12 protein-coding genes are annotated in these 13,257 nt (G+C 68.4%); 4 read left to right on the top strand and 8 right to left on the bottom strand.

Features of this window, described 5'->3' with window-relative positions; translation table 11 throughout:
• Nucleotides 1-55: 55 nt before the first annotated feature.
• Nucleotides 56-958 (top strand): hypothetical protein, encoded by a 903-nt coding sequence (locus tag ACIQ67_RS03785; RefSeq protein ID WP_397533022.1) that lies wholly within the window; start codon nt 56-58, stop codon nt 956-958.
• 14 nt (nt 959-972) lie between these two features.
• On the opposite strand, the gene ACIQ67_RS03780 is transcribed toward ACIQ67_RS03785, so the two are convergent.
• The 7 genes from ACIQ67_RS03780 to ACIQ67_RS03750 all read right to left on the bottom strand — a co-directional run bounded on the left by ACIQ67_RS03780 (nt 973) and on the right by ACIQ67_RS03750 (nt 8,684).
• Complete coding sequence (locus ACIQ67_RS03780) at nt 973-1,185, bottom strand: hypothetical protein (protein ID WP_397533021.1); 213 nt, start codon at nt 1,183-1,185, stop codon at nt 973-975.
• 328 nt (nt 1,186-1,513) lie between these two features.
• Nucleotides 1,514-3,184 (bottom strand): alkaline phosphatase family protein, encoded by a 1,671-nt coding sequence (locus ACIQ67_RS03775; RefSeq protein ID WP_397533020.1) that lies wholly within the window; start codon nt 3,182-3,184, stop codon nt 1,514-1,516.
• A 252-nt stretch (nt 3,185-3,436) separates the two neighbouring features.
• A complete protein-coding gene (gene glcF / locus ACIQ67_RS03770) occupies nt 3,437-4,693 on the bottom strand; it encodes a glycolate oxidase subunit GlcF (RefSeq protein WP_397533019.1) in 1,257 nt (418 codons plus the stop codon).
• Nucleotides 4,694-4,703: 10 nt separating this feature from the next.
• On the bottom strand, nt 4,704-5,396 hold the full coding sequence (locus tag ACIQ67_RS03765; protein ID WP_397533018.1) for a class I SAM-dependent methyltransferase: 693 nt from the start codon (nt 5,394-5,396) through the stop codon (nt 4,704-4,706).
• Complete coding sequence (glcE, locus tag ACIQ67_RS03760) at nt 5,383-6,462, bottom strand: glycolate oxidase subunit GlcE (protein ID WP_397533017.1); 1,080 nt, start codon at nt 6,460-6,462, stop codon at nt 5,383-5,385. The genes ACIQ67_RS03765 and glcE overlap by 14 nt, the downstream gene beginning before the upstream one ends.
• Nucleotides 6,462-7,961 carry an FAD-linked oxidase C-terminal domain-containing protein gene (locus ACIQ67_RS03755; RefSeq protein WP_397533016.1) on the bottom strand — a complete coding sequence of 500 codons (1,500 nt, stop codon included), beginning with the start codon at nt 7,959-7,961 and terminating at the stop codon, nt 6,462-6,464. Before ACIQ67_RS03755 ends, glcE begins: the two co-directional genes overlap by 1 nt.
• A 123-nt stretch (nt 7,962-8,084) precedes the next feature.
• Nucleotides 8,085-8,684, bottom strand: coding sequence for a TetR/AcrR family transcriptional regulator (locus tag ACIQ67_RS03750; RefSeq protein ID WP_397533015.1), 600 nt, complete (start codon nt 8,682-8,684; stop codon nt 8,085-8,087).
• Between the two features lie 65 nt (nt 8,685-8,749).
• Here ACIQ67_RS03750 and ACIQ67_RS03745 point away from each other — a divergent pair, with 65 nt between their 5' ends.
• Nucleotides 8,750-10,132, top strand: coding sequence for an MATE family efflux transporter (locus ACIQ67_RS03745; RefSeq protein ID WP_397533014.1), 1,383 nt, complete (start codon nt 8,750-8,752; stop codon nt 10,130-10,132).
• A gap of 58 nt (nt 10,133-10,190) precedes the next feature.
• Here ACIQ67_RS03745 and ACIQ67_RS03740 read toward each other — a convergent pair whose 3' ends face one another.
• Complete coding sequence (locus ACIQ67_RS03740) at nt 10,191-10,958, bottom strand: IclR family transcriptional regulator (RefSeq protein WP_397533013.1); 768 nt, start codon at nt 10,956-10,958, stop codon at nt 10,191-10,193.
• Nucleotides 10,959-11,100: 142 nt separating this feature from the next.
• On the opposite strand from ACIQ67_RS03740, the gene ACIQ67_RS03735 reads away from it, so the two are divergent.
• Both ACIQ67_RS03735 and ACIQ67_RS03730 read left to right on the top strand, forming a co-directional pair.
• Entirely contained in the window at nt 11,101-11,928 is an 828-nt protein-coding gene (locus ACIQ67_RS03735; protein WP_397533012.1) for an SDR family oxidoreductase, read from the top strand.
• A gap of 11 nt (nt 11,929-11,939) precedes the next feature.
• Nucleotides 11,940-13,256, top strand: a complete 1,317-nt coding sequence (locus tag ACIQ67_RS03730; RefSeq protein WP_397533011.1) for a flavin-containing monooxygenase — start codon at nt 11,940-11,942, stop codon at nt 13,254-13,256.
• The last annotated feature ends 1 nt before the right edge of the window (nt 13,257 follow it).

Genomic DNA, 13,257 nt, shown 5'->3' with positions numbered 1-13,257 from the left:
CACCAGCGCCCAGTCGGAATCGAGGCCGTGGTTGGAAGGATATTCGCGAGAGCCTATGTCTGAACTTCCCTCAGCTAGTCATTCTGGCGAGTTGCTGCTGCAACTCCAGCAGGACAGCCCGCTGCTGGTGGCGGTTTTTGACGCTGGGGATGTGCTGCGGCATGCCAATGCCGCCTATCGGCAGGCCTATGGGCTGGAGCCGGAGTCTTGCCCGTCCTGGACGGAGCAGATGCACAGCCGGCACCAGGCCGGCCTGGGCCAACTGATCTACACGGACGATTTCGAGGCTTGGCTGGCGCTCGCGTTGGCGCGCCGTCGCAGCCAGCCCTATCGGGCCTTCGAGCTGGAACTGGTCGATGGCCGCCGGATCTGGATGACGGAGACCCTGCACGCCAGCGGCTGGCTGCTGTGCGTGGGCAGCGATCTGAGCGGCCTGCGTATGCCCGCCGGTTCGCTCGCTGAACATGCCGACGACGGGCTGCGCGTGCCTGAGCTCACTGATCCGCGCAGCACCGTGCAGGCGCTGCAGCGCCTGCTGCCCCTTGGCGAGGCCTGGCCCTTGTCGGTGGCCATGCTGGCGCTGGACGCCGGTCCGGCCAGCGAGGCGGAGGGGGCGGCTGAGGTGGCTCAAGCTCGACAGCGGGAGTTCGGCCGCCATCTGCAGGCCTGCATTCGCCGCGAGGATGCGTGTGGCCGGCTGAACGAGCAGCACCACTACCTGCTTATCCTGCCGACCGCCGGGCCCGGGCAGGCGCGCGCCATCGTGGAGCGGCTGCTCACGCGCATGCGCTACGCGCTGGCCAAGCAGGCCGGACCTGAGCCGGGCGGCAGCTGCTCAGCCGGACTGGCCCAGGCCAACTGGGGCGAAAGTGCCGAGACGGTCTTGCAGCGGGTTGCGCATGCGCTAGAGCTGGCGCGGGCGGCCGGCGGTGACCAGTTGGTGGCCGACGAGGCCTAAGACCAGGCCTTCGTTCAGGCCTCAGCCAGCTGATCGCGCACCCAATCCAACGCCGCCGCTTCAGTCTCTAACGCGGCAAAGCGGCGCTGGTGCTGGGCGTAGATGCGGGTGAAGATCGGCAGCATCAGGTCGCGCCCCTCGGCTTCCTTGCCCACGATATAGGCGACGGCCACGGGCGCCGTCTTGGCTGCGCTCATGCGCGCCAGGAATTCGCCGAAGGCTGACATCACCTCAGGCTAGGCCAGGATGCTGCTGCGCATTTCGAGAATGTCGGCAAAGCGACCCTGTGGCGGGCTCTCCGCAAAGAGCGCGCTCATGGCGACGCCCAGTCCCTGCAGGATTTCGAGATTGAAGGGCCCTTTGGCCACCAAACGCACGACCGAGCCCTCACTCCAGATCTCGATGCGCCTATGCGGCCTGAAGAGGCCGCGCGCGTAGTCTTCGCTGCGGCGACGCTTGGGAGCCTGGTTGCTGCTGTTTACGTGGAGATACTAAGCCTGCAGGCGACCATGCGGCAATGATCTGCCGCAGGCTTGCTACAGCGAGTGACAGGGCTCAAGGCTGGCGGCCGGAAACAGGCAGCGGTAAGGGCTTGCCCTGGGATTGCGCCGGCGCTGGCAAGTTCAGCACCCGGGCCAGGGTCGGCGCAATGTCCGCCACCTCGACGCGCGCCGCCACTTCGCCCTGGCCGACCCAGCGCGGCCCCCAGGCGAGGATGGGCACATGGGTGTCGTAGGCATGCGGCGTGCCGTGCGAGCTGCCACCGGCACGTGAGCTGTAGAGCCAGCCGGGCTTGACGACGATCTGCAGCGGTGCGGCCACGTCCGGGTGCCAGGACTTGCGCATCGCCGCCAGGTAAGGCGTGGTGGTGTCACTGCTGCGCAGCTGATCAGGCGTGAAGACGCTGGCTACGCCGTCGACCTGCAGCAGCAATTGCTTGGCGGCCTGATGGACGTCGGCAGCCTTGAGCCCGCGCGCGGCGATCAGCTCGGCGTTGAACAGCAGGCCGGCGGCCGAATAGCCCCGCGCCAGCTTGTCGGTGCCGAAGCGCTTGGCCAGTTCGCTGTTCAGCCAGGTCAGGGCTTGCCCCGGGTTGATGCGGTTGGCATCGCGGCCCTGGCTCGCGGCCCATTCCGGCGTGTCGGCAAAGCCATGGTCAGCCGTCAGCAGTGCCACATAGTTGCCCGCGCCGATCTGGCGGTCCAGGTACTGGAAAAAGCTCTGCAGATGGCGGTCCAGGTGCAACAGGTGGTCATGCGAGAGGCGCGACTCGGGGCCGAAGGCGTGGTTCACATAGTCATGGGCCGACAGGCTGACCGACAGGATGTCGGGCTTGTCGTCGGCGCCCAACTGCTCGCCCTCGATGGCGGCGCGCGCAAAGGCCAGGGTCAGCTCATCGCTGAAGGGTGTGGCGATCAGGTTTTCGTAGAAGCGCGGGCCTGGCGCATCGCTCTTCAGTCCGATCACCGCCGGCAGCGTGTTGCCGTTGCCGCCGGTGGACTGCCAGGGCTGGCCGTCCGGCACCGAGCGCGCGTACGCCGACTCCGGCAGCAGTGGGGCCCAGGTTTTTTGGAAGAAGGCATCGGCCGGCTTGGCACCGTTGAAACTCGTCACCCATTGCGGGTGCTCCGGCATGTAGTAAGTGGACGAGGCGAAGCCGCCGCTCGCGCTCATGTACATATAGGCCGTGCCCTTGTGGCCGGCGGGCAGGATGGCGCCGCGGTCCTTGCCCGAGATGCCGATCACCTTGGAGGCCGGGTCCAGAGTGCGAAGCACATCGCCCAGCGTTTCGACCTTCAGATTGCGCGGGCTGGTGCCGGCCAGCGGTGCGGTCTTGTGGCCGATGTACTGGTGGGCACTGTCGCTGGTGCAGTAGACCGCCTCGAACGTACGCGGGTCGCGCCATTCATTGCTGATGATGCCGCTGCGCTGCGGATAGGCGCCGCTCAGCATCACCGCATGGCCGGCCGCCGTCACCGTGTGGCCGTGGCCATAGTGGGCATTAGAGAACCAGGCGCCGCGGTCCAGGAAGCGGCGCAGGCCGTCGGCGGCCAGTTGATCGCGATACGCCAGCACCTGGCGCTGCGGCAGCCCGTCGACCACCAGCAGCACCACCAGCTTGGGACGCTCCGGAGCGCCTGGCGCAGGCGTCGGCGCGGGTGGGCTGCTGGCGCAGCCGGCCAGCAAGGCAAGGGCGAGAAGACTGAGGCGGATGCGGGCGTTCATCAGATGGCGCGGGTCGGGAGACAAGCGCCGGAGCGTAACGCCAATTGGAAAGGCCGGAACCGCATCGCGGCTCCGGCCCACCTCCCCGGATCGCTCTGCCGGCTCACAGCTCGCTGCTCAAGCCGCTGGTGCAAACCCTGGGGGCGCAGTTTCTTCTCCTCCTGCGTTCAGCCGCTGATTGTGGGAAGCGCCCACGCGCGCTGGAATGCCGATTTGCCCTTGCTGTGTCTTTTTGGCACAGAGGCGCAGCATTCAAGCGCCAGCCAAGGCCTCATCCAGCACCTCGACCCAGTGCCGAACGGCCGTCTTGCTGCCGGACTGCAGATGCTGGATGCAGCCGATATTGGCGGAGACGATGGTGTCGGCCTGCAGCGGCGCGAGGCTCTTGAGCTTGCGCTCACGCAGCTGCTTCGACAGCTCGGGCTGCAGCACCGAGTAAGTGCCCGCCGATCCGCAGCACAGATGGGCGTCGGTGGGGGCGAGATCGATCGCGAAGCCAAGTTCGCGCATCGCCCCTTCCACGCCGCCGCGCAGCTGCTGGCCATGCTGCAGCGTGCAGGGCGGGTGGTAGGCCAGCTTGGGGCGCGGCCGCTTGCTGCCATGCAGGCGCGACTTCAGCGCCGGCAGCAGTTCGGGCAGCATTTCGCTCAGGTCCTTGGTCAGCGCGGAGATGCGGGCCGCCTTCTGTGCGTATGCAGCGTCGTGGGCAAGGGCGCGGCCATAGTCCTTGACGGTGACGCCGCAGCCCGAGGCGTTCATCACGATGGCCTCGACCTGGCCCGCCTCGGTCAGGCCTTCGACCACGGGCCACCAGGCGTCGATATTGCGGCGCATATCGGCCAGGCCGCCTTCGTGGTCGTTCAGATGGCTGCGCACCGCGCCGCAGCAGCCGGCGCCATCGGCCACCAGGGTCTGCACGCCGGCGGCGTCCAGCACGCGCGCCGTGGCGCTGTTGATGTTTGGCAGCATCGCCGGCTGCACGCAGCCCAAGAGCATCAGCACCTTGCGCTTGTGCGTGCGGGTGGGCCACTGGTGGGCGCGCGCCGGCGCCTTGGCGGGCACCTTGTCCTTCAGGCTGGCGGGCACCAGCGGGCGCAGCGCCTGGCCGAGCTTCATCGCCGGCTTGAAGGCGGCGGAGGTCAGGCCCTCCTTGAGCAGCCAGCGCACCACGCGCTCTTTCGTCGGGCGCTCGACCTTGGCCTCGACCACATGGCGGCCGATCTCCAGCAAGTTGCCGTACTGCACGCCCGAGGGGCAGGTGCTTTCGCAGTTGCGGCAGGTCAGGCAGCGGTCCAGGTGCAGCTGGGTACTGCGCGTCGGCGTTGCGCCTTCGAGCACCTGCTTGATCAGGTAGATGCGGCCGCGTGGGCCGTCCAGCTCATCGCCCAGCAGCTGGTAGGTGGGGCAGGTGGCAGTGCAGAAACCGCAGTGCACGCAGCGGCGCAGGATTTCCTCGGCGGCCTGGCCTTCGGGTGTGCCTTGAAACTCGGGGGCGAGATGGGTCTGCATGAAGGCTCGATCAGTTCAAGGTGTAGCTGAGGGCCCAGAAGTAGGTCAGCGGCTGCCAGCCGATGTCTTGCGCACAGCCGGCCAGCAGCGTGCGGAACTCGGCCTCGTTGGGGAAGTTCTTCAGCACCTCGTGCGTGCTGCCGTCGGAGAGTGTCCGCAGCTGGTAGCCGTTGCCTTCGCTGTCGATCCGGGTGATCGGCGTGCTGTCGCCTTCCACATAGGCGTTGTCGATCAGCACCACGCGCGCGCCGGGCTGCAACTGGGCGTGCAGCTGAGCCAGCCAGCTGGCCTGGCGCGAGCGCGGCACATGTGAGAACCACAGCCCGGCAAAGGCCGCATCAAAAGGCGAGGGCTCGCCCTCGGCAAGCAGATCCAGCGCATAGGCGTCCGCCAGGCGCAGCTGCACCTTGGCGAAGTCAAGTGGCTTGGCACGAGCCAGCGCCAGCACCTCAGGGTTGAGGTCGGTGCACTGCCAGCGCTTGGCCTCGGCCGTGGCCGCGGGCAGCCAGAAGCCGGTGCCGGTGGCCACCTCCAGCACCTGGCGGCCGGCGAACTGGCGCTGCAGCCAGGCTTTGAGCGTGGCAATGTCGGCTTGGCGATGCGGCTTGTCGAACACGCGCTCGTATTCCTGCGCGCGCTGCGCGTAATAGCGCGGCATCAGTTCTTCTTGCGAGCGCAGCGCGCTGGGGTCAGAGGTCGCCATACAGCCGCCCTGGATTGAAGAGCCCTTGCGGGTCGAAGGATTTCTTCAGCTCGCGGTGGATGCGCAGCAGCGGCGCCGACAGCGGCGCAAAGACACCGGCGCTCTTGTCCTGGGCGCGGTACAGCGTGGCGTGTCCGCCCATTGCGGCGGCCAGCTCGCGCACCTGGGCATCGCCGGCCGGCGTGGTGAGCCAGCGCTGTGCGCCGCCCCATTCGACCAACTGCTCGCCGGGCAGATGCAGCACCGGCGCGGTCTGCGGCGTGGCGATGCGCCACAGCCGGGCGCCGCCTGCCACGGCCCGTTCGGCACCCAAGAAGAACTCGTCGTGCTGATCGCGCAGCCCGTCCCAGAAGGGCAGGGCCAGGTCTTGCGCAATGGTCTCGCCGCCCAGAGTGCGCCGCGCGGCATCCACCGCGGCGCCGGCGCCGCCCAGGCGCAGGATCAGCGCGCCTTCCCACCAGGCGCTGGCCTGGATGGGCAGCGGCTTGCCGCCCCAGGCGTTCAGCGCCTTCAGCGCCGCGGCCTGGTCCATCTCGAAACGCAGCGTGCTGCTGGCCACCGGATGGGGCAGCACCTTGAGCGAGACCTCGGCGATCAGGCCCAGGATGCCCATGGCGCCGGCCATCAGACGCGACACGTCATAGCCGGCGACGTTCTTCATTACCGTGCCGCCGAAGTTCAGTGCCTCGCCGCGGCCATTGATCAGCGTCAGCCCGAGCACGTGGTCGCGCACAGAGCCGGTGGCCGCCCGTGCCGGGCCTGACAGGCCGCTGGCCACCATACCGCCCACCGTGCCCCGCCCGGCGAGCCGAGGCGGCTCGAAGGCCAGATGCTGGCCCTGAGCGGCCAGTGCGGCTTCCAGCTCGGCAATCGGCGTGCCGGCCTTCACCGTGACGACCAGCTCGCTGGGCTCATAGCTGCTGATGCCGCTGAACTCCAGCGTGCTCAGCAAATCGCCTCTTGGCGCTTCGCCGTAGAAGGCCTTGCTGCCATGGCCGCGGATCTCCAGCGGCGTGCCGGCGGCGGCCGCGTCCTGGATGCGTTGCTGCAGGGCTTTCAGCATCATCAGAAGCGCTCCAGCTCGGGGAAGGCCAGCAGGCCCTTCTTCACGTGCATGCGGCCGTATTCGGCGCAGCGGTGCAAGGTCGGGATCACCTTGCCGGGGTTCAGCAGAGCAGCCGGATCGAAGGCGCGCTTGAGCGACAGCATCTGCTCGCGTTCTTCATCAGAGAACTGCACGCACATCGAGTTCAGCTTCTCGATGCCCACGCCGTGCTCGCCGGTCACCGTGCCGCCCATCGCGACGCTGGTCTCCAGGATCTCGGCGCCGAACAGCTCGCAGCGGTGCAGCTGGTCGGGGTCATTGGCATCGAACAGGATCAGCGGATGCAGATTGCCGTCGCCGGCGTGGAAGACATTGGCGCAGCGCAGCTGGTACTTCTTCTCCATCTCGGCAATCGCCAGCAGGATGTCGGCCAGGCGCTTGCGCGGGATGGTCGAATCCATGCACATGTAGTCGGGGCTGATGCGGCCCGAGGCGGGGAAGGCGTTCTTGCGCCCGCTCCAGAATCTCAGCCGCTGCGCCTCGTCCGCGCTGACCGCGATGCCGGTGGCGCCACTGTCGCGCAGCACCGCGCTCATGCGCTCGATTTCCTCGGCCACTTCTTCTGGCGTGCCATCGCTCTCGCACAGCAGGATGGCCTCGGCGGTGAGGTCGTAGCCGGCGTGGACGAAATCTTCCACCGCCGCGGTCATCGGCTTGTCCATCATCTCCAGGCCGGCTGGGATGATGCCGGCGGCGATGATGTTGGCCACCGCATCGCCGGCTTTGCGCATATCGTCGAAGCTGGCCATGATGCAGCGCGCCAGCTGCGGCTTGGGCACCAGCTTGACGGTGACTTCGGTGGTGACGGCCAGCATGCCTTCGCTGCCGACGATCACCGACAGCAGGTCCAGCCCGGCCGCGTCCAGTGCCTCGGAGCCGAACTCCACCGCCTCGCCCTCGATCGTGAAGCCCTTGACGCGCAGCACGTTGTGCAAGGTCAGGCCGTATTTGAGGCAATGCACGCCGCCCGAGTTCTCGGCCACATTGCCGCCGATGGTGCAGGCGATCTGGCTGCTGGGGTCGGGGGCGTAGTACAGGCCATGCGGCGCGGCGGCTTCGGAGATGGCCAGATTGCGCACGCCGCACTGCACGCGCGCGGTGCGCGCGCTGGGGCTGAGGTCGAGGATGCGGTTGAACTTGGCCAGCGCCAGCGTCACGCCCAAGGGATTGGGCAGGGCGCCGCCGGACAGGCCGGTGCCCGCGCCGCGCGCCACCACCGGCACCTGCATCGCATGGCAGACCTTCAGCACCGCGGCCACCTGGGCTTCAGTCTCGGGCAGTGCGACCACCAGCGGCCGCTCGCGATAGGCCGACAGGCCATCGCATTCGTAGGGAATGGTGTCCTCGCTCTGCCACAGCAGCGCATGGGCAGGCAGCTCGGCCGACAGCGCGGCCACCACGCGGGCCTGCAGTTGGGCACGGCTGGACGGGGCGTTGTCAGGGGAGGAAACGGCGTTCAAGCGAGGCTCTCCAGGGCGGGTGGGCAACTGTAGCCTGCGCGGCCTGACGCCGGGCTGAAAGCTTGCCGCGACTGCAGCAAAGCGCTTGTGACCGAAAGGCGCGCAATGCGCTGCCGGCCTTGGCTAGGGCGCCTGCGTCAGCCCGTCAAAGAGCGCCGCCAGCGCCGCATGCGCGCGATCGCGGCGACCTTGGTCAGCCGGGTCTTCGGCTGCCCAGAATGCGAGGTTGATCGACGCTCCGTTCAGCAGGTGCCCCAGCGCCTCGGCATCGGGGGCGCTGATGCGGCGGTTGGCGATGAGGCCCTGCAAGTCCGACACCATGTCGCCAAAGCCCGACTCCATCAGGATGTCGACCGACTTCATCCCCAGCACCGCCGGCGCGTCCTGGAAGAGGATGCGCCGGCGGTCGGGGCGCAGGACCGCGTCGAGGTAGACGTGGAAGCAGGCGCGAAAGCCCTCCCAGGCATCGGCCTTGGCGTCCCACACGGCCTGCATCTCGGCGGCGATTTCGGCGTCGATCCGGCGAAGAACCGCTTCGAACAAGCCGGCCTTGTTGCCGAAGTGGTGGTGCAGCGCGCCGCGCGTGACCCCCGCCTCGGCCGCCAGCGCGTCCAGCGAGACCTCGGCGAAGCCGCGTTCGGCAAAGGCTCGGTGCGCGGCCGCGATCAGCCGCTCAGTCGTGGCTTGGGCGGCTTGGGCACGTGTGATTCGATCAGTTGACATACGGTTCGTATGGAAGGCTTAGAATGACATACGGAGCGTATGTCAATCCTGTCTGAGAGCGCAAGATGTCTGTCCTGTCCACCATCCGCCGCGAGGTCCCCGCGATCCTGGCCCTGGCCGTGCCCATCGTGGCGGGCCTGGGCGCGTCGACGCTGCTGGGCGTCACCGACTCGGTGATGCTGGCGCCTCTGGGGCCCTTGCCGCTGGCCGCAGTCGGCATCACCAATGCCGTGGCGATCATCCTGTTCGCGGCGATCTATGGGCTCTTGTCGGCGATGGCGGTGCGGGTAGGCGCGGCCCATGGCGCCCGGCAGGGGCGGCAGATCCCGGCGCTGCTGCGCAACGGCCTGGTGCTGGGCGCCATCGTCGGCGCGCTGGGCATGGTGGCGATGCTGGCGGCCTGGCCGCTGCTGCCGCTGCTGGGCCAGCCGCCCGAGGTCCTGGCGATCATGTTCCCCTACTGGGTGTCGATCGCAGTCCTGATGCTGCCGTTCTCGATGCTGATGGTTTTCAAGGCCACCTTCGAGGCGGTGGACAGGCCCTGGGTCGGCACCGGCTTTGCCTTTCTGGCGGTCGGGGTCAACATCCCGCTGAATTACGCGCTGATCTGGGGCGTCGGGCCCCTGCCGATGCTGGGCCTGACAGGTGCTGGCATCGCTTCGCTGGCCGCCGAAAGCCTGGCGCTGGCGGCGGCCTGGGTGTTCTGGGTGCGGGCGCGGTCGATGCGGCGGCTGCGTCTGCGAGCCGCCTTGAGCGGTACGGTGATCGCCTCGGTGGCCCGCGAAGGGGCGCCGCTGGGCTTGATGTACGTGGCCGAGACCGGTGCCATGGCGGTGGCGACGCTGATGATCGGGTCCTTCGGCGCGCTCGCCTTGGCCGGCAATCAGGTGGCGATGTCGGTGGGGGGGCTGCTCTACATGGTGCCGCTGGGGGTTGCCGGGGCGGTGGCGATCCGGGTGGCGCAGGAGCGCGGCGCGGGCAACGACGCGGCGCTGCGGCCGATCGCCTGGGCTGCGTTGCTGCTGGCGACGGCGTGGTTGGCAGCGTCGGCGGCCGTCCTGGGCCTGTACGGGCGCACGATCGCCGGATGGATCACAGACGAGCCGGAGGTCGTCACCGTGGCTGCGGCGCTGTTCTTCGTCTTTGCCTTCAGCCAGGTGATGGACGGGGTGCAGTCCACCATGACGGGTGCGCTGCGCGGACTTTCGGACACCGGCTTCCCGGCCTGGCTGTCGCTGCTGGCCTATTGGGCGCTGGGGCTGCCGCTGGGCTGGGTGCTGGCGCAGTCGCTGGGGATGGGGCCGGCGGGGGTCTGGACCGGCTTCATCATTGCGCTGGGCCTGGCGGCGGTGCTGCTGGTGTGGCGCTTTCTGCAGCAGACGACCCCGGCCCGACTGGGCCTGCTGGCTGAAACGGCTCCAGGCCATGGCAAGGACCGGGATCGCTGATCGGCTGCCTCTCGCCTATCTCCAGGCGCTGCTCTTCACGACACAAGGCCTTGACGCTTCACATCGAGAGGCTCCGGCCCAGCGCGGCGGCGGCTTCGCGAAGGCGCGGCAGCAGGGCGACAGCCTGGCTCAGCGGCAGCCGCGCGGCAGGGGCCTGCAGCGCCACCGCGCAGCGCACCGGCGCGCTCTCATCGGCGCCGGCCTCGCGCACCGGCACCGCGACGCAGTTGAGCCCTTCGACGAACTCCTGATCGTCCACCGCGTAGCCCTCACGGCGGATGCGCTCCAGCTCGGCATCCAGCGTGCGGCGGTCTGGCAGCGTGCTGGCGGTGTGCTGCGTCAGCTGCAGGCCATCCAGCAGCTGGCGGCGCTGCCGGGTCGGCGCGAAGGCCAGGAACAACTTGCCGCTTGCAGAGCAGTGCAGCGGCACGCGCGTGCCGGGCTTCAGTTCCAGGCGCAGCGGAAAGGCGGTCTCCACGCGGTCCAGATAGATCACCTCGGCGCCCGACAGCGCGGTGAGATTGCAGCTCTCGCCGATATCGGCCACCAGGGCCTTCAGCACCGCATGGCGCACACCCTGCTGCGCGCTGGCGGCGAGCAAGCTTTCGGCCAGGCGCAGGCTGCGGCCGGCCAGCGCATAGCGGCGGCCATCGGGCTCGCGCTGCAGCAGGCCGCCGCTCTCCAGCTGCAGCAGCATGCGGTGCAGGGTCGGCTTGGGCCAGGGACCCAGCGCCTGCAGCTCGGCCAGGCTTTGCGGTCGGCCCTGGGTGGCCAGCAGTTCCAGCAGCTCGATCAGGCGCAGGCCGGGGGAGGCATCGTTCGACATCTGAAATCTCGAAAAACGAGACGAATTCGTAAAAGAAAACAAGACGATTGTCGGCGCTGGCTAAGCTGCACGCAAACATCGACGCATCCAGAGGTGCGTACGTACAAGCAAACCCGCCGAGCTTCCCGAGGAGACAAGCCCGATGCAGTTCAGCAATGCCGTCATCACGGGCGCCTGCGGCGGCCTGGGCCAGGCGCTGGCGCGACAGCTGCTGGCGCAGGGCGCCCGGGTTGCGTTGCTGGGCCTGGACCGAGCGCGCCTGGAAGCGCTGCAGGCACTGGCGCCTGAGCGCACGGCCATCTACACGCTGGATGTCAGCGACGCCGCGGCGATGCAGGCCGTGGCCGCCGATTGGCTGCTGCGTCACGGTACGCCGGATCTGGTGATCGCCAATGCCGGCGTGGCCGGCGGCTTCGACACCGCCGTGGCCGAAGACCTGGCGGTGATGCGCAGGATGCTGGAGATCAATCTGCTCGGCGTGGCCACGACCTTCCAGCCCTTTTTGGGTGCAATGAAGTCAGCCGGCCGTGGTCGCCTGGTCGCCGTGGCCAGTCTGGCGGGCTGGCGCGGCCTGCCCGGCAACGGCGCCTACTGCGCCAGCAAGGCCGGCGTGATTGCTTATCTGCAGAGCCTGCGCGCCGAACTGCGCGGCAGCGGCTTGCAGGTGGCCACCGTCTGCCCGGGCTATCTGCGCACGCCACTGACCGCCGGCAACCGCTTCAAGATGCCGGGCCTGATGGAGCCCGACGAGGCCGCGCGCCAGCTGCTGGCGCGCGCAGCGCGCGGCGCCGAGCTGATCGTGCTGCCGCGCCGCATGGCCTGGCTCGCGCGTGCGCTGGGCCTGCTGCCTGCGGCCTGGCACGACCGCATCCTGCTTGGCCAGCCGCGCAAGCCGCGCGTCGGTGAAGCCGGCAGCACCGCCATCCCGGGGCTCGATGCCCAGTCCCTCCAGAACAATCGCAAGACCTGACCCCAGCCACCATGTTCAACAGCACCCACGACACCCGCGACCGCTATGCCGTGATCGGCGCCGGCCCTTCCGGCCTGGCCGCGGCGCGCAATCTGCAGAAACTGGGCCTGCCCTTCACCGGCTTCGAGACCTACTCGGATGTGGGCGGGCTTTGGAATATCGCCAACCCGCGCAGCACGGTCTATGAATCGGCGCACCTGATCTCCAGCAAGCGCATGACCGAGTTCGCCGAGTTCCCGATGGCGGACAGCGTGGCCGACTACCCCAGCCACCGCGAGCTCTGTGGCTACTTTGCCGCCTTTGCCGACCGCTTCGGCCTGCGCGCGCATTACCGCTTCAATACGCGCGTGCTGCAGGTCGAGCCGGTGGGCGAAGGCGCCGCGCCGCTCTGGCGCGTGCGCTGGAGCGAGGGAGGCGGCGGCGAAGCGCGTGAAGCCTTGTTCAAGGGCGTGATCATCGCCAACGGCACGCTGGCCGAGCCGAACATGCCGCGCTTCGAAGGTCGCTTCGAGGGCGAGCTGCTGCACACCAGCGCCTACAAGAGCGCAGCGTTGTTCGAGGACAAGCGCGTGCTCGTTGTCGGCGCCGGAAACTCGGGCTGCGATATCGCGGTGGATGCGGTTCACCGCGCTCGCAAGGTAGACATCTCAGTGCGCCGCGGCTACTACTTCGTGCCCAAGTATGTGTTCGGCAAGCCGGCCGACACGGTGGGCGGCCTGAAGCTGCCGCCGTGGCTGAAGCAGAAGATCGACAGCGTGATCCTGCAGTGGTTCACCGGTGATCCGGTGCGCTTCGGCTTCCCAAGGCCCGACTACAAGATGTACGAGTCGCACCCGGTGGTGAACTCGCTGATCCTGCATCACCTGGGCCACGGCGATATCGGTGTCAAGGCCGACATCGCGCGCTTCGAGGGCAAGACGGTCTACTTCAAGGACGGCAGCCAGGACGACTACGACCTGGTGCTGGCCGCCACCGGCTACAAGCTGCACTACCCCTTCATCGCGCGCGAGCTGCTGAACTGGCAGGGTATGGCGCCGCAGCTCTACCTGAACATCTTCGCGCCGCGCTTCGACAACCTAGCCGTGATGGGCATGATCGAAGCCAGCGGCATCGGCTGGCAGGGGCGCTATGAGCAGGCCGAGCTGATTGCCCGCGCCTTTAAGGCCAGTGGCTCCGACAAGGGTGCGCAATTCGCCGCCAGGAAGGCCGGCCCGGCGCCTGACCTGACTGGAGGCTTCAAGTACCTGAAGCTGGAACGCATGGCCTATTACGTCCACAAAGACACTTACCGCGCCGCCGTGCGCGCCGCCAGCGCTGAACTCGCCTGAG

The organism is Roseateles sp., from assembly GCF_044373315.1.
Taxonomy (GTDB): Bacteria; Pseudomonadota; Gammaproteobacteria; order Burkholderiales; family Burkholderiaceae_C; genus JACDQM01.
Note: the sequence above shows the minus strand (reverse complement) of the source record. Positions and strands in the feature narration are given on the sequence as shown.